Raw genomic sequence first — 17,017 nt, 5'->3', positions numbered from 1 at the left:
TTCAAGTCTCTAAATGGATTTTAAGCCTGATTGGAGTTCTTTAAATCCTGACAGGGGTTCCTCAAGTTCCGACAGAAATTCTAAGTTGGACTTTGAGAACTTCTTAAATCCTTTTCTTTTTATCTCAACTATTTTCTAGTTTTTCCCTCTTTTTTCTTGCAATAATAAGCTGCGAGGACATCTCTTTGGGAAATACGATTACAGTTTCTTCTTCAAATCCGGTATCTTCAAGGATTCCTATAATTTCTGCCCTGTCCATCATGTACATATTGCGGCCTTCCATCTTTTTATACAGGTCATGAAGAAGAGGGAGCAGAGGGCCGGTCCTATTGGCTTCAATTGCAAAGGTCTGAATTATGAAAAGTCCTCCAGGCCGCAGGGCCTTTTCCACGTTTTGAAAAAACTGCCTGGCCTGGTCCAGGTTACCTTCAAAAGAGGAGATCTCAAGGGCAAGGTCATATCCAGTCCCCAGTTCATCTGTGATGTAGTCCCCTGCTATAGTTTTTATGCGCTTTTCCATTCCATATTTCTTAATAAATTCGCTGGAAAGTTCTACTATTCCCGGGCGGTCAAAGATAACCACTTCCAGGTCCTGGTTTTCCTGGGCAAGTCCTATCCCGAAGAGACCGTGCCCCCCTCCAAGGTCTATCAGGCGCCTCGATTCCCGAAATTCTGGAAGCTCGATAACGATTTTCAGGATCTTTTGCAGCCTGCCGAGCAAGGCTGACCTTGCAATTAATTCCATAGATTCCCGGTCATAAAAATACTGATAATCCGGTTTTTCCTTCTTAAAGGGGCCCTGTTTTAAGAGTTCTTTCAGGTTCAACCAGTTGCGCTGTTCTTCTTCTGACAGGAGCAGCTGCTTTGAAAAATAAGGCTCTCCTGCTGCAAGAAAAGGATATAGGTCTGCCGGTGTTACGTAGGCTCCGTCGTTTTTGGCAAGAAGGCCAAGGGCAACGAGCACGTCCAGAAACCTGCCAGTAAGTCTCGCATCTGTATCTATTTCCCGGGATATGGCTTCTAGAGATTTTGGGGTCTTGAGTTTTGCAAAAACGTCAAGCTCAAGAGCTGTCTGAAAGACCTGCCCTTTTTTAAAATTTGCAGCAAGGTCCCTGAGAAAGGGGCTTTTGTCTTCCAGGAGAGGTTGTGCATCTGCTAATCTTTCCATGGTAAACCTTCTTTTGTTTCAGTTTTTTGTTTCAGTTTTTTGTTTCAGTTCTTCACTTTTATTGTCATTTCATTTTCCACATTCTTTTTTCTGCACTTTTTTATGGTCAACAGCTGCATCAAGCGTCCGTAATGTTCAACTGTCCATTTTTAATAATCCCATAGCTGTCGGCCATGAAGTGGACTACAGCCTCGTCATGGGAGATCAGGAGGTAGCCAATTTTTTGCTCGGCCTGAACCCTTTTTAAAAGGTGAAGAACCTGGGCCTGGACCGAGACGTCTAAGGCCGAGGTTGGCTCGTCAAGTACAATGTATTCGGGTTCAAGCAGGAGAATTCTACCGAGGGCAAGGCGCTGGAGCTGGCCGCCAGAGAGTTGGGAAGGATAACGAAAAAGCAGCTCTTCCGAGAGGCCTACAGTCTCAAGCATCTTTTTTGTCCTCAGGGCATGTTCAGTTTCTGGAGTTTTGAGCAGGTTCAGAACCTCAAAAATCGACTGCTCGATTCTCTTTCTTGGGTTAAAAGCCTCAGTTGGGTCCTGAAACATCATCTGGACACTGCGCCTAAAAGCCGCATACTCGGCTTTTTTCATCCCGGAAAGGGGCTTTCCGTTAAAACAGACAGTGCCTTCCGTAGGTTTTTCAAGCCCGGCAACAATTCTTCCAAGGGTGCTTTTGCCTTCTCCTGAAGGCCCCATGAGCCCAAAGGTTTTTCCTGACTTTAGCTCAAAAGTAACACCCCGAAAAATGCACTTTTCTTTCCAAAGGCCGGTTCTGTAAGTCCTGGCAAGGTTTTTGGCAATCAAGCCCACAGGAAACACCTCACTGCCCTTCCCTTGCTTTCTTTAAGTTCGGGATGCTCCTGCATGCAGCGTTTTTCCTTAAAAGAGCATCTCGGATGGAACCTGCAGCCTTCTGGCAGGCTGCTAAGTGAGGGAGATGAACCCGGGATAGGGATAAAACCGTTCTCTGGAAGGCTTTTTAGCAGGCCAAGCGCATAGGGATGAAATGGCTTTTCAAAAAACTGCTTCGGTTCGGCAAGTTCAACGATTTCTCCCGCATACATCACAGCAATTCTATCCGCAAGCCGACGCACAAAGCTGAGGTCATGGCTTATCAGGAGCATGGAGGTTCCACTCCTTTCTTTAAGTCCTTTCAGTTCGTTTTCCAGTTCGGCTACGCGGCTCCTGTCAAGCCCTTTACTGGGTTCGTCTGCTATGAGAAGGACTGGATCAAGCATGTTCGAGGCTGCTATTAAAAAGCGCTGGTTCATCCCGCCTGAACACCAGGAAGGGTAGTATCTCATACATTCATGTGGATTTGAAAAACCCATGGACTCAAGGGCTTTTACAACTTTTGAAAGGGCATTATTTTCTTTCTTTCCCTCCGTTTTTTTCACTTTTTTTTTCATTTTCTGCCCGTGAATTCGGAGGGGTTCTGCAAGCTGGTGCTCTATGGAATATACCGGGTTTAAAGCAAGAGAAGGGTTCTGGAAAATAATGGAAATCTCTTTTCCCCTGAGCCCGGACATCTCTTTTTCGCTCAGTTCGAGAAGGTTTTTTCCTCCGAACTTTATTGTCCCCATAACTCTTGATTCCGAAGGAAGCAGACGCACAACCGCATGTGCGACAACGGATTTGCCGCAGCCAGTCTCCCCCACAAGGGCCAGGATTTCTTTTTCCCTGATAAAAAATGAAAGGCCGGAAACTGCAGTTACGGTTTCGTTTTCATTTCCCTGAAAAGAAACGTTGAGATCTTTTACTTCCAGGAGGGTGTTCATTCTGCATCCACTCCTCTTTTTCCATATTCTTTGTCTCTTTCTTCGAACCCGAACCCTATCAGTGCAATGGACATTACACAGAGCGTGATGCAGACCCCAGGAGGTATGTACCACCACCACATATCTCTGATAAAGCCACCCCGGGAAAAGGCAAAGGAAAGCATGATTCCCCAGCTTTTCATACTTATGTCCCCAAGTCCCAGGAAAGAAAGCGAGGCTTCGGAAATCATTGCTGAAGCCGTTGCCAGCATAAACTTGGGCAGCAGGACATGGGTGAGGTTCGGGAAGATTTCCGACCTCATGATATGAAACGAAGAAAAGCCCATGCATCGGGCACTTTTAACATAGCCTGCTTCTCTTATCTGCAGGGTTTTTGAGCGTACAACCCTTGCAATGGACTCCCAGGAAAGAAGCCCCAGGACAAGAATAAGGGTCCAGATGCTTGGGTGCAGGAAAGCACCCAGGATTATGATCAGGGGGATCTTAGGGATTGTCAGGACAACATCGGTAAAGCCCATAAGCAGCTCGTCCAGAGTCCCTCTGAAGTAACCTGAACAAAGCCCTATCATGAGACCTATTAAGGTTGATATGCAGGCCGAGGCAAAGCCCACCATCATCGAGATTCTGGCCCCGTAAACCAGTTCAGAGAGTATATCATTTCCGATATCGTTTGTCCCAAGAAGGTGAGCAGTTGATGGTGATTCATATGAAAAGAAACGTTCAGTTGGGGAGTAAGGGGCAAAAAGGGAAGGAAACAGGGCAAGGACGAGGAAAAAGGCAAAGAGTAAAAACCCTCCAAGGTTTAGTTTTTTTAAGGTTCTTCCGTATTTCCGGATATCGAGGTTTAAATAATGGGCTATAGAATCTTTCCAACGCCGGGTACTTTCCTGCAGGTATGCTTCCTTTTGCATCATGTCGGCCTCCTAACTCTTGGGTCAGCAATCGCATATAGCAAGTCCGCGAGCATATTAGCAAGCAAGACTGCAAGGGCTATTACCAGAAAAGATCCCTGGAGAACGGGGTAATCTTTTCCGATTATTGCATCGTAGATAAGGGTCCCCATACCGTTTAAGGAAAAAACGATCTCTGTAAAAAGGGCTCCGCTGAAGAGAAAACCAAAATCAAGGGCCAGCAGGGTAATGATAGGAAGGGAGGCATTCTTTATGACGTGCCTGAAAAGAATGGATATATCGTAAAGGCCCTTTGCCCGGGCATAGAGGGCATAAAGCTGTCCTTTTTCCTGTATGACACTCCCCCTCATTATAAGAAAGTTCCTGGAGGCGGAAAAGAGGGCCATCACAGTTACCGGTAAAAACATGTGATACATAACACTTCCAGGGGTCGGGACATCATAAAATCCCTTGAAAGGAAACAGCCCCAGCTCAAAGGCAAAGATATCCAAGCAAATCAGGGCAAGGAAGTATGGAGGTGTGCAGGAAAGCGCAATAAAGCCGTAGCATATGAGACGGTTTGCCTTTGTTTCCGGTTTCCAGCCTGCATATGCCCCGAGCAGGGTTCCCAGGGCTGCTCCCAGAAATATGGAAACCCCCACAAAAAGGAGGGTCCAGCCAATCCTCTCCCTCAAAACCTCGGCCACTGGGCTGTGAAGGTGATATGAGTAACCCAGGTTAAACCGGAGGAGGTCTCCGATGTAAGCAGTGAACTGCTCGTAAAGCGGCCTGTTCAGCCCCATCTCGATTCTCAGCTCTTCCATTACAGCCTCTGAAACGTAGACGTCCTCTCCTATAAGATTCTTTACGGGATCCCCTGGCATGAGCCTCGGGAGTGCAAAGTTGAGGGAGATTATGAGGAGAAAGGAAGTCGCATACCTGAGTGTTTTTCTAACTACTTCACGCATCGTACCACTTACTGTTTTCAAAGTATTGCCTTCAAAGGTTGCTCCTGCCTCATACCTCATGTAAATCGAGGAAGGTATCCAGGGTGTAAATCCCATCCAAGTTGTTGTAGTGCCAGCCTTCGAACTTTTTGTTATAGGGAGTTACAACCTTTTTCCAGTAAACCGGAATTACAGGCAGTTCCTCTGCATAGTAATCTTGCAGGGAGTACGCACAAGAGCACAGATTATCGGAATCCGTCGTATTCAGGATCTGGTCGCAAAGTCCTGTAAAGGCTGGGTCTTCAATGTAACCGTAGCGCCTGGAATCAAAGTACCCGGTGCCCAGTCCCGAATGCATGAGCATTCCCCAGGGCGTAGTTCTCGAAAAGACAAGCTCATACCTGGAAGTGTCCTTTCGGTCCATGTAGGTGTTCTGATCAACGTTTTCGACTTCAATGTCTATTCCCACGGCACGGAAGTACTCTTGGAAAAGCTCGGCATCCCTTTCGTAGCCTGGGCAGATCATGAGTTCCAGAAGAATATCTTTTCCTTTTTTGTCTTCTACGATCCCGTTTCCATTGCGGTCTTCATATCCTGCCTTTTTCAGGATTTCTCTGGCTTTTTCCGGGTCATAAGTACATTTTTCCGTAGGTTTGTAGTATTCCATGCCTGGGGGAACAAGTCCCTTGTTGGGGACGCTTCCATAGCCCAGAGTATCGAGCTGCATAAGTTCTTCGTAATTTATAGCGTAAGCCAGAGCTTCCCGAAACTGCAGGTCTGAACGGGGAGCTTCATTTAAGGTAATTCCTAGATAGCAAATTCCGGTACTGTCCTTTTCAACAAAGCTGAAATCCCCTGTTTTTTCCAGGCGCCCGATGTTTGCATATGGGTAGGAAGAGGCGTATTTGTAATAGGTGTCGGCTTCTCCCTTCTCAAGTGCCAGGCAGGCCGCATCTTCACTTGCATACCAGTCCACCTCGACCTTATCAAAGGTACAGGTTTTGCCTTTCCAGTAAGGGTTTTTCTGGAAGATGAGCCGGGCGGTGTTCAGGTCTACGGATTCTATATAATAGGGCCCGCAGCCTACGTATGGGCCTTTACTTGAGTATTCCATGGGGTTCTCAATTGATTCCCATATATGCCTTGGGATGATCATGTAGGTTGTAAATTCCAGGTCAATGCGGGTGTAAGGTTTGTTAAATTTAAAGGTCACGGAATTGTTGTTTTCCGAAACGGAGGAACTTTCCAGAGTATCGTTTATCCAGCGTCCGGCAGGGTCTTTTTCTCCGTAGTAGAGCATGCTGAACCGTACGTCTTCTGGGGTCACCTTTACTCCATCACTCCAGTAAAGGTCATCCCGAATATAGAATGTCCATTCCTTATGGTCTTCTGAGACTTCATAATGATCGGCAAGCCTACCAATTATCTTGCCGTCTTCGGACATTTGCATTAGGGGAAAATTGGAGAGATGGGCAAAGATGCCCAGGTAGTAATCCCCTACCAGAGATTCGGATTTTATAACGTTCGGGGTCGCAATCCTCAGGACTTTTTCAGGTTTCGCAGAAGTATTTGCGTCTGCTTCCGGAGTTTCGATGCCAAAATCCCTTTCATCCCCTGAAGGCAGGATTACCAGGCAAATCCCGCCTAAAAATAGTATAAAGAGGGCTGCAATACCGAGCAACTTGTTCTTTGTCCACTCCATACACCTCTCTCCTTAAGCAGAGTTTCTTCTTACATTCACGAAGTTATCAAGGTTATATATCCCGTAGAGGGGGTCCGCATACCAACCTTCGAACTGTGTGTTGAAGGGAGTGATCACTTTACTCCAATAGAGGGGGATTGCGGGCAGGTTCTCTGCATAGTAGTCCTGAAGCTCGTATGCATAGTCCTGAAGCTCTTCAGGGTCAGTAGTTGCGAGGATGTCATCGCAAAGCTGCAGGAACTCAGGATCATCCAGGTTATGCATAACTCCCTGGCCTGTCCGTCTGGAATCAAAATAGCCACTTCCCCAGCTTGCGTGCATGAGCATACCCCAGGGTGTGGTGCGGGTTACAGTCAGGTCATAGTCATAACTGTCCTTTAAGGTGAACCACGTATCTTCATCCACAGTCCTCAGGTCTGCGGCAAGGCCCACCTCCTCCAGGTATTCCTTAAGAAGCTCGCCTACGCGGGCGCTATCAGGCTTGATCAGGATTTCAAGTTTGAGGTCCTTCCCATCTTTTCCTTCACGGATTCCATTTCCGTTACTGTCCGAATATCCTGCCTTTTCCAGAATTTCCCTGGCCTTTTCTGGGCTGTACTCCAGTTTTTCTGTTTCCTTGAAACCTTCCATTGATGGAGGCACGAAACCGCAGTTAGGGACTTCCCCGTACCCGAGAGTCTCAAGCCTGATAATTTCCTCGTAATTAATGGCATAGGAAAGCGCGTTCCTGAATTTGAGGTCCGAAAATGGGGCTTTCTTTAAATTAGGGGCCAGAAAGGCAAGTCCGATGTTTGTTTTCTCAAGGAAGTCGAAATTTCCGGTCTTTTCAAGCTGTTTTATGTTGGGATAGGGGTAAGAGCTTGCGTACTTGTAATAAGTATCAACATCCCCTTTTTCAAGGGCCAGGGTGGCTACATCCACATTTGAATAAAAGTGGATCTCCACGTTCCCGAATTCCGGAGCCTTCCCTTTCCAATATGGGTTTTTCTCAAAAACGAGTTTTCCGGCCTTAAGGTCTATCTGCTTGAGGTAGTAGGGCCCGCAGCCCACATATGGGCCTTCGTTTATATATTTTATGGGGTCTTCTATTGTTTCCCATACATGGGCAGGGAGGATATTGTAGGTTGCAAACTCCAGATTAATACGGGTGTAAGGCTTGTTAAATCTGAAGGTCACGGAATTGTCGGCATCCGAAACCGTTGAACTTTCCAAGGTATCGTTAATCCAGCTTGCCCAGGGCGTCTCTTTCCCGTAGTAGCGGATTGAGAACTCAACGTCTTCGGGAGTCACTGGTTCACCGTCGCTCCAGTAGAGGTCGTCCCTAAGGTAAAAGGTCCAGCAGGTGTTATTTTCCGAGACATTATAGCTTTCTGCAAGCTGCCCTATAAGGTGCCCTTCAGCGTCCATTTTCATAAGCGGTGGGTTTGAAAGATGGACAAAAATCCCCAGATTTGAATCTCCAATCAAGGATGCAGATTTTATTACGTTCGGGGTTGCGATTTTCAGGATCGCTTCTTCAGAACCTGCTGATTGCTGCATATCTGCAGTTGCTGCTCCGGAGATTGCTTCTGAGTCCTGCGGTTCTCCTGTTTCTCCGGGACAAAGACTCTTTACGTATGCAATAAACCGATCAAAAAATCCTTCTTTTGAAACGGTAAGGTTACTTTCGGAATCTTCTTGCTCTGCTGTTGCAGGAAGTATATTTGAACAAAGGGTGAGAATGAGCACTGCAATAACTATATGCCGCTTCAATCCTGCCCTAAATCCTGATCCTGTAAAATACTGTTTCTGTCTCATTCCGCTGCCTTCCCGGTTTTAAGTTTTTCTGGAATCTAAAAGTATTAAATGGTCACAATTATTTTCTGAATGATCTCTGCGGCTCTGCATCTGAATCTTATGTGTATTGGTAAAGCTCACTTTTGAGCCAATTAAAAGCTCATTTTTGAGCGAGGTTTTTTGGAAAATTCCGGTTACCTGTTTTTTCTACAGCAACAGATGTCGCATATAGCACTGTGCATGAAGCCATGATTAATTACTGTGATCTCAATGTACTTTCTTCCTTTATCTCTACATATCTATTAACATTATTCTCTTTAGAAATAGTTAAAAATAACACAAAAAACTCATTTTTTATGCTAATGAATCTAAACAATTTCGTAATATAAATCTTTTGATTTTTTTCAAATTCATTCAGAAAACAGATTAAGGAAAATCTTAGTTTAGAAAATATCTAGTTTAAATTAAACTGAAAAAATAAGAAAAATGCTTTTACTCTTGTTTTTCTATTTCGATCTGTCTTTCAATCTCCCTTGCCAGATTCTCTGCAGAATGAAGGTAGAATGATGCAGGAAGCCCTGTGTTTGAGATCATATAAAGCAGGTACATTGCAGTTCTATTAAGTTTCGGAGAGTAACTTAATAATTCACTTCTCGAAATTCTAACCATTGTATCCAGGGATTTTATTCCCGTAAGGTAGTTCTTTATATCACTGTTTTTCTGGCTTTTTTCAAAAATGAGATCTATCCAGGTGTTCATCTCATCGATCAAAAGCTCTCTAGTAAGATCTTCGGGAACTATGTAACTTTTTCCCATTGCTATATTCCTGAAAAACTCTTTGAAATTATCTCCTTCTGCGAGAGTGTATACCTTCCCTAAGCTCCCTGTATGAGTGTCGGTTGTCGCAACAATACCTTTGCCAAGGTTCTCTGCAAGAGCAATTGTAAGTTCGTTTTTTTGCTTGAGTTCGTGCATATTGTACTCCAGTACAGGGAAAAGTTTTGCTAGCCTGGGTACTGAAGACGGATTAGGTTCACTGTGAAACTCAAACCAGAAAGGATGGTTATAAATAAAAGGAAGTTTATGCCGCTTGAGATATTTGATAAAGTTTCTCAGGTCATGTTCTATTTCCGCAATTTCCATGAGTTCAAAGAATTCCTCTCTGTTAAGCTCAAAAATATTAATATGCAGAGCGTGCCCTGCAAATTCCGGGTCATACACACTTATTTCAACCCCTGGGACGAGCTTTTCACGGTTCCACCCGAGAATTTCATATGCCTCTATTGTCTCGTGGTCTGTAAATGTAATGTAATCCATTCCCATCTTTAGAGCTTTCTCATAAAGGCTCTCAGGATGAAGGTCTCTTACAGGAAGCACGTCAAAAGAACAGGTGGTGTGAACGTGCAGGTCTGCTCGCTTCCAGCCCTCTTCCATAATCTCAGCTGCTTGTTCCGGAGTTATCAGCTTCTCCTCGTAATTTCTCGGCCCTCTCCCCATAGGCGTAAACCCTGCATTTTAATTCTATTTTGAATATTTTTATCAAGTTTTAAATTTATCCCCAATATAGTATATTCTTTTTTAGATTAAGGTTTTCCGGACAGATTTCTTGGAAAAATCTGTGGAAATATTTCGGAAAGATTTGTGGGAAAATTATGGCAAAAATTGTGGGAAAATTGCGGGAAAATTTATGGGAAATCTATGTAAAAATCTGAGTCCGGATTCAGGTTTGCCTGATCCCAGTATAAAAAAGCTGCTATGAGTAGTTTTCATGTTTCAGCCTACTGTACCCACTTTTTTCTGTTCACACTATTCCATTTATAAATACACTGAAATATTTCTCTATTTGGCATGAAAGTCCTCTCAAGTACTTTCATATTTTTGTGCCTGTTATTCGAAGAGTTTCATATGCGTTTTCTTTCAGATCATCAGGTTGTCGATATGTTTTAAAACAATGAAACATAATTTATTTCTATGTACTGTTTAGGGGGTTTATTACGGGGTTTGTTGGCAAACTTAAAAGAGTAGTTGAAGTCTTGAAAGAGGACGAATCCATAGAAAAGGGAAATGATTTTGAAAAATACGTTGTGAGCCTTTTTGATGACAAATACTTCTCGATTGTGCAGTGGAGCACAGATATTACACGGAAGCACGACAGATTTGTGGAATCGGATGCCGGTCCGGATCTTATTGTCCGTTATCTCCCGAAAGACGAAATTTTTTGTGTTGAGTGTAAGTTCAGGTCCAGTTTATTTGAGGGCAAACTCCAGTGGTCCGACCCTCAGAAATTAAAACGTTATCAGGTCTTTGCCAGGGAAAAAAGGCTTCCTTTCTTTATTGTCATAGGATTTGGCAGAGATTCGTCTTATCCGGAAAGGATGTTCTGTATGCCTCTTGGGGAAGCAAAGTATCCTGCTCTTTATCCAAGCGTATTTGAAAAGTTTGAAAGGAAGCCTGGAAAGCCCTTTTTCTGGAAAAATGGAGTGTTGAAATAATCTATACAGGACTTGTGCGGTTATTTGAATAAACAGTCAGTATTTTCCCGAAGTAGATCTCTACAATCAAGTTTCAGCTACAGTCAAGTTTCAGATATTTTTTCTCTTCTCTTTTTCCTCTTCTCTTTTTTTCTCTTTTTATTTCTCCTTAATTTATAATACTGGGAATCTCAATACTAGTAATAACTCTTTTTTGGGGGAGAGTATGAAACTTAAATCCATTAACCCTTACACGGAAGAGGTAAATTGGACCTATAATTCATTCTCTATTGGGGAATGTAGAGCCAGGATTGAAAATTGCAGGGCTGCTTTTTCCGTATGGGGCTCACTGCCTGCGGAGGAAAGGGCGAAGCATTTCAAGATTGCTGCCGGGATTTTTCGAAAAAACACCGATACTTACGCCGAAATTATCACGAAAGAGATGGGAAAACCTATCAGGCAGTCAAAGAATGAAGTTCAGAAATGCGCTCAGCTCTGTGATTATTACGCGGAAAACGCGGCCGAACTCCTGAAGGACGAAATTGTGGATACAGGAGCTGAGAAAAGTTACGTGACTTTTGAGCCTCTTGGAGTGATTTTTGGGATCATGCCCTGGAACTTTCCATTCTGGCAGGTTTTCAGGTTTGCAGTGCCTGCGATCTGTGCGGGCAACGTCTGTGTGCTCAAACATGCCTCAAACGTGCCACAGTCTGCGCTGGAAATTGAAAAAGTCTTTATTGAGGCCGGATTTCCTGAAAACGTTTTTAATACCCTGTTAATTGACTCGAAAATTGCCATGAAAATTCTTAAAGAAGAACTGGTAGACGGAGTTTCGCTTACCGGCAGCGTAGGCGCGGGCTCAAAAATTGGGAGACTTGCAGGGGGAGCTATCAAGCCTTTAGTACTTGAACTCGGAGGCTCGGACCCTTTCATTGTGCTTGAGAATGCAAACATTGAGAAAGCTGCTCAGGCGGCTGTAAAGTCTCGTTTTCTAAATGCCGGACAGAGCTGTATCGCTGCCAAACGATTAATTGTCGTAGAAGATGTTGTTGCGGATTTTATCGAGGCATTTGAACGCCGGGTGAAGGAACTGAAGATTGGAGATCCTATGGATGAGGAGACCGATATCGGGCCTCTTGCAAAGAAGGAGTTTTTAGAAAGTCTTGAAAGAGTCCTGAAAGACGCAAAAATGAAAGGTGCAGAAATTCATTTTTATGGAGAAGGACATAAAAAGGGATTCTTCTTCAGGCCTGCCCTCATTCCTGCTGCCAGTACGGATATGGAAGTATGCAGGACTGAGGTTTTCGGGCCAATTGCTCCGGTGATTACGGTAAAAGATGACGATGAAGCCGTGGAGATTGCAAATTCTACAGAGTATGGACTCGGGGCGAAAATCTGGTCTGGAGATCTGTATCGGGCCGAAAGTCTGGCAAAAAGAATAAAATCCGGATCTGTGTCTATCAATGGAATGATCAAATCCGACCCGAGGATTCCTTTTGGTGGGATCAAGAAATCCGGAGTAGGGAGAGAACTTTCCCACTATGGGCTCAAGGAATTTGTGAATACAAAAACTGTCGTCGTTAACAGATAAACAGGGACTTTAGTTCTTAACAATTATAGAGAGACTTTAAAATCTTACTGTTACTATAATAAATTATCATCTCGTTGTAGCATTTAAGGGGGGAAGTATATTGTCTGAATTAGCTAAACAGGATATAATGTCCAGATTAACTAAGCTAGAACAGAAAATGAACGACCTGGATAGGAGTGCAGATGCTCTGATAGACGAATTAGAGAGTCTGGAAGCCGTGGCTAGAGAATTGAAAATGACAGATTCCATCGATATATTTAATGAATTTATTGGAGAAGTTGGAGTAATTAAAGAAGATTTAAGCTGCAAATTATCGGATGAGATCGAAAACGAGCAGATGAGAGAACTGGTAGAGACAAGGATGAAAACCGTACCAGCAGATATCGAAAATCTAAGAAGTGAATATAATTCTGCTCGAGGTAAACTGTCAGAGATCAGAGACGAATTAAGAATTAGTAGATCAAGTAAGCTGGATTAAACATTCATGACTTAATTTATCCTGTGCCAGGCTAGGCCCAGCTAGGCAGCTTCAGGACATAATTTTTGGGATAAAAAGAATAATAAAATTATTTTTCATTGCATTTCTTTCGTTTCAACACTAACAATATCAGGGCTACAGTTACAGACGCAAATATCCAAAATATAACCGTGAATGGATTTATTGCTTTTTTGAGCGCATCTATTTTCTTTCTTAGCCATACTATGCTCATTTAGTCCAGCTCCACGAATCTTTGGCTCTGTAATCACATACTTTATTAGTATTGAATATAGTACTATTTGGAAGCGTAATAAATATTGAAACGCTCTACGATTTTCTGTTTTCATGAAATTCTCTGACTTCATTTAAACTTTGTCCAAAGTTTATCCTTTAGGATTTATCTTTGTTTTGTATGAGAGATTTACATATTGTAACACACGCGCCTTTTATAGTGATAGAAATTTCAAATATTCGAGTAAGTTACTAATTAAAAGAACAATTATATAAATCATCACTTAAAATGACGATAATCAATATGATCTTATGAATAATTGATAGAAGTATGACAATAAATATCAATACGGAATCTCTTATTTTGGAGTATTCTTAATTCAGGATAGTATTGATCATCTTTTCAAGTTCATTTCTATCAACTAAATCAATAAAGTTCGCCTTAGCTAATTGTTTGGCGGAATCGGTAAAATAACTATTTGTAACTACTATACCCTCAGTGCATTTGTAAAAACCTTTTGCAGCTACAACTTCCTGTACTGCACTGTTTGAGACTTTCCCCGTGTATCTTTTTACCTGAACAGCGGTTCTTCTTTTTTTTGATGTTAGGATCAGATCTGCACCCTGATCCCCTGATCGTGGAGTTTGACAGACTGAATATCCTAACTGTTCATAAACGTATTTCATAAATTCTTCAAATTTGTATCCATCCATTTCGTCGATTTCGGCTAATGTGCTTAGTGCTGAGTTTGATGGATTTTTCTTAAGCAGTCGTTTTATAAACCTATACAGTAAGCAAATTGGAAAACTAAGCAGTAGCCACATAGATTTAATAAGTCGTTTTGTAAAAATGTACAGTAGATACATCGGGAATCTAAGCAATTGCCACATTAGTTTCAGTAAGTAAATTGAAAAACTAAATAGTAGTCTCATTGATTTTACGAAAAGATGTAACATAATATTAAGTAGTCCATTACCAGATCGACTTTGTTTTCTTTGTTTTCCTCTCTTTCCCGTTTTCATCAATGTACTTCCCTCTGTTTTTGAGAGTCTACCGACAAGTCCATAATATATGTTGAAAAGTCACAATCTGACTATGATCTCAGAGTATCTATTATGATCTTTCATCTTGCATACTGTAAGGGTTACAGTAGATACCGACTTTTAGGATAGGCTCTAAATCTCGGGGCGATTTTCTGTTTTCAGAAAATCTCAAACTTTATGTGAATTTCGGCCAAGATATTCCTTTACTTAATATGACATTTGTATGGTGTAATCCACAAATACCTCTCTAGCAAAAGACAGTTTAAGTTTTGAGAGCCGTTTGCTAATTAAAAGAATATCTTAATATAAATATACTGTCGTTTGAAATAACTGTTCTCAATACTTAACTCAATTGTTTTGTAGCAAGTAAGAATTGAATAATTAAGAAAGCAGATCGACCTGATAAACGACAAAATACGCTGGAAGGATGACGGAGTAAATAGCTTAGCGAAGTCACATGGAAACAGGTAGTACAAATTCTAAGTCCCATTCAGGAAAATAGCAAATTGAACATGAAGCTATTAATTGAACATGAAGCTATTATCTGATAATACAAAAATAAATAAACATTAGTGGTAATTTCGGCAACATTCCAATATGATTAAGTTGATGTACTAAATATATGCTAAAATGAGCTGAATATTTTGGAGAAATTTATGGTTGATCATAATATTGATGAACTTAAAGAAGCAATGATCTCACTTTTTCCCAACGATGAATATAGAAAAATTTGTCTGAGCTTATTTCTCGAAGCACTCAACAAAGCCAATTCATGTGGTAATAACAAGTGGGGTGCGTATTCTTATAATGAAGGTGTTCGTCTTCTAGTTGGCAATCTTATTGTTCTCACCATTCATAAAAATAGTATTTGGATGGCTCTTGATAAAAAGTCATTAAATGAGATGAAGGCTACTCAGATATTAGAAAAAAGTCGTTTGTGGCAATGGGAAACTGGAGATTATTCTGAGTATAAACCGGTTCTATCAAAGAATGGATATTATACTCCTTCAAATGAAGATCTAGATCTTTGGTCTTTAATAAGGGATCTCCATTTTAGATATATTGAAAAAGTGGCAAATAAATATAAATGGCTAAATTATAAAAGCCAATCAACCCATTCAGACAAGTTGCTATATTATCTAAAGGATGAACTTGGATTACAAAATATTCCTATCCCGAATTATAGTGATACAGAATTCGAAACTGCAGAAGAGATACCTGCCAACGAAAATGCTAATTTATTTGAGGGAGCCAAAAAACAAGTTACTGTGAATGCTTATGAACGAAATCCAACTGCCAGGAAAAAGTGTCTTAAGAAATACGGATATAAATGTAGTGTATGCGGGTTCGATTTTGAAGAAGTCTATGGAAAAATAGGAGCCGGGTATATTCATGTTCATCATCTAAAGCCTTTAAATGAAATAAATGAAAGATATAAGGTAGACCCTATCAATGATTTAAGACCTGTATGTCCCAACTGCCATTCTATGCTGCATAAAGCTAAGTTTTCAATTGAGCAATTGAGGGAATACTTGAGAACAAACACAACCTGAGTGCACAAGTAGACGGTCAACTTTCAGAGCTGAATACAGAACTTTACAGTTGATTATCCAGTTTTCTATTAATTTCTACTAATAGGACCGCATGATCTGACATTGCATCTGATTTTTTTCCTGCAAATACATAGCTACCTGACTCTGAGATGTAATTTGCGTCAAGAACATCAAAATGCCTGCTGATAAAAGCATGGTCAAGTCGCTTTCCATTACCAATTTTAATGTCCCAATAACTTGCACCTGATTTTGGCATTGCATGTTGCCAGCCTTCATCCACAAGTTGACTTATTCGATCACCGCATTTGGCTGGTTGATATTCTGGATCGGTATTGAAATCACCCATAATCACAAATGGGAGATCCTTATTCTCTGTTGCGACCTCCATAATCCAATCCCAGTTTTTGCGTTTGATTTTGAGTTTATTGCTGTAATCGGGCACACGTAGGCCCAAAATGTCGAGACCCTTCTGAGGTAGGTGAACATGCAACACATTTGAAGGAACTGATTTTTCAATGTTCGTAGGAGCTAGGATATTCCCCGACTCCAGTGTCATATTCGCAGCGATGAAAACTTGATTTTCTTTGAGCACCCTCTTCGACATAGCATGGTGTGTGAATCCATATGAGTCAAATTGCTCAATGAATCTTTGATATGACGGACCAGGGACATATTCGGTAAGCACGATGACATCTGGTGTCAGTGAAGCAATCGCCTTAGCCATATGAATGGAATCTTTCTATTGAATGTGCGATGATTGATGTTCCACGTTAGTAGTTTCATTGTTGTTTGATCCTCTTTTTACATACACTACTTTCCTATATAACGGCATTTTGATTGTTAAAGGTCAAATCCTAACGCAGAACTTAAAGAAATCTAATAACTATTACATAGATATTATTTTTCAACAATTCTGCTATTAAAAACGCCATCAGCAAAACATCTCAAAAACACTGAGTACAAACTAATATATACTTTGTACGCAAAACGCAATCGGATGACTACATTATAAAGAAAGAATTTATATACGAAAAAACCGTTCAAGTTATAGTTGAAAAAAACGAGTTGAAGTATAATTCGGAAAAGACCGGATCAGGGTCTTAACCGAAGGAAAACAAAACATGTTTCAAATAGAATTAGACCATACAAACTATAAAAACGTCACTGAAAAAGTCAATGAGGAAAGAACTACCGTTTCATTCAAAACGGTCATCGACATGAAGAATCCATTTGGAATCTTCAGCCAACTAAAGAATCTTTTGTAAACTTAACAGCCCTTCGCTGTTTCTTTTTTCTTCAGAATTATCCAAATTCCTTGCAGCAACCAGATAAAATAAACAGTTAAATAATCTCCGTTTTGTGAACGTGGCGCTTTTCTAAACTAAATCAT

Annotated in this window: 14 protein-coding genes; 4 read left to right on the top strand and 10 right to left on the bottom strand. The window is 41.5% G+C overall.

Annotated elements, in window-relative coordinates; genetic code table 11:
• Nucleotides 1-124: 124 nt before the first annotated feature.
• From BP861_RS01540 to BP861_RS01505, 8 genes are all read right to left on the bottom strand, one after another.
• On the bottom strand, nucleotides 125-1,168 hold the full coding sequence (locus BP861_RS01540; RefSeq protein ID WP_292371876.1) for a methyltransferase: 1,044 nt from the start codon (nucleotides 1,166-1,168) through the stop codon (nucleotides 125-127).
• Between the two features lie 118 nt (nucleotides 1,169-1,286).
• On the bottom strand, nucleotides 1,287-1,985 hold the full coding sequence (locus BP861_RS01535; RefSeq protein ID WP_292371874.1) for an ABC transporter ATP-binding protein: 699 nt from the start codon (nucleotides 1,983-1,985) through the stop codon (nucleotides 1,287-1,289).
• A complete protein-coding gene (locus tag BP861_RS01530) occupies nucleotides 1,967-2,944 on the bottom strand; it encodes an ABC transporter ATP-binding protein (protein WP_292371872.1) in 978 nt (325 codons plus the stop codon). The genes BP861_RS01535 and BP861_RS01530 overlap by 19 nt, the downstream gene beginning before the upstream one ends.
• The gene (locus BP861_RS01525) at nucleotides 2,941-3,858 is read right to left on the bottom strand and encodes an ABC transporter permease (RefSeq protein WP_292371870.1); all 918 of its coding nucleotides are present in this window, start codon (nucleotides 3,856-3,858) and stop codon (nucleotides 2,941-2,943) included. The genes BP861_RS01530 and BP861_RS01525 overlap by 4 nt, the downstream gene beginning before the upstream one ends.
• The gene (locus BP861_RS01520) at nucleotides 3,855-4,898 is read right to left on the bottom strand and encodes an ABC transporter permease (protein WP_292371867.1); all 1,044 of its coding nucleotides are present in this window, start codon (nucleotides 4,896-4,898) and stop codon (nucleotides 3,855-3,857) included. The genes BP861_RS01525 and BP861_RS01520 overlap by 4 nt, the downstream gene beginning before the upstream one ends.
• Complete coding sequence (locus tag BP861_RS01515; protein ID WP_292371865.1) at nucleotides 4,852-6,483, bottom strand: ABC transporter substrate-binding protein; 1,632 nt, start codon at nucleotides 6,481-6,483, stop codon at nucleotides 4,852-4,854. The genes BP861_RS01520 and BP861_RS01515 overlap by 47 nt, the downstream gene beginning before the upstream one ends.
• A gap of 12 nt (nucleotides 6,484-6,495) precedes the next feature.
• Nucleotides 6,496-8,280: an ABC transporter substrate-binding protein gene (locus BP861_RS01510; protein WP_292371862.1), complete on the bottom strand. Its 1,785-nt coding sequence runs from the start codon at nucleotides 8,278-8,280 to the stop codon at nucleotides 6,496-6,498.
• A gap of 471 nt (nucleotides 8,281-8,751) precedes the next feature.
• Nucleotides 8,752-9,756 (bottom strand): PHP domain-containing protein, encoded by a 1,005-nt coding sequence (locus BP861_RS01505; RefSeq protein ID WP_292371860.1) that lies wholly within the window; start codon nucleotides 9,754-9,756, stop codon nucleotides 8,752-8,754.
• Nucleotides 9,757-10,292: 536 nt separating this feature from the next.
• Between BP861_RS01505 and BP861_RS01500 the strand changes: the two genes are divergently transcribed.
• The 3 genes from BP861_RS01500 (at nucleotide 10,293) to BP861_RS01490 (ending at nucleotide 12,799) form a co-directional block, all read left to right on the top strand.
• A complete protein-coding gene (locus tag BP861_RS01500) occupies nucleotides 10,293-10,751 on the top strand; it encodes a hypothetical protein (protein ID WP_292371859.1) in 459 nt (152 codons plus the stop codon).
• A gap of 205 nt (nucleotides 10,752-10,956) precedes the next feature.
• On the top strand, nucleotides 10,957-12,321 hold the full coding sequence (locus BP861_RS01495) for an NAD-dependent succinate-semialdehyde dehydrogenase (RefSeq protein ID WP_292371857.1): 1,365 nt from the start codon (nucleotides 10,957-10,959) through the stop codon (nucleotides 12,319-12,321).
• A gap of 100 nt (nucleotides 12,322-12,421) precedes the next feature.
• A complete protein-coding gene (locus BP861_RS01490) occupies nucleotides 12,422-12,799 on the top strand; it encodes a hypothetical protein (RefSeq protein WP_292371856.1) in 378 nt (125 codons plus the stop codon).
• A gap of 606 nt (nucleotides 12,800-13,405) precedes the next feature.
• Here BP861_RS01490 and BP861_RS01485 read toward each other — a convergent pair.
• Nucleotides 13,406-13,744: a restriction endonuclease gene (locus BP861_RS01485; protein WP_292371853.1), complete on the bottom strand. Its 339-nt coding sequence runs from the start codon at nucleotides 13,742-13,744 to the stop codon at nucleotides 13,406-13,408.
• A gap of 986 nt (nucleotides 13,745-14,730) precedes the next feature.
• Here BP861_RS01485 and BP861_RS01480 point away from each other — a divergent pair.
• On the top strand, nucleotides 14,731-15,627 hold the full coding sequence (locus BP861_RS01480) for an HNH endonuclease (protein ID WP_292371851.1): 897 nt from the start codon (nucleotides 14,731-14,733) through the stop codon (nucleotides 15,625-15,627).
• A gap of 43 nt (nucleotides 15,628-15,670) precedes the next feature.
• Here the strand turns inward: BP861_RS01480 and BP861_RS01475 are convergent, their stop codons facing one another.
• Nucleotides 15,671-16,351 carry an endonuclease/exonuclease/phosphatase family protein gene (locus BP861_RS01475; protein ID WP_292371849.1) on the bottom strand — a complete coding sequence of 227 codons (681 nt, stop codon included), beginning with the start codon at nucleotides 16,349-16,351 and terminating at the stop codon, nucleotides 15,671-15,673.
• Nucleotides 16,352-17,017: the final 666 nt, after the last annotated feature.

The organism is Methanosarcina sp. UBA411, assembly GCF_002495725.1.
In the GTDB taxonomy this organism is placed as follows: domain Archaea; phylum Halobacteriota; class Methanosarcinia; order Methanosarcinales; family Methanosarcinaceae; genus Methanosarcina.
This window is presented reverse-complemented; position numbering and strand designations above follow the sequence as displayed.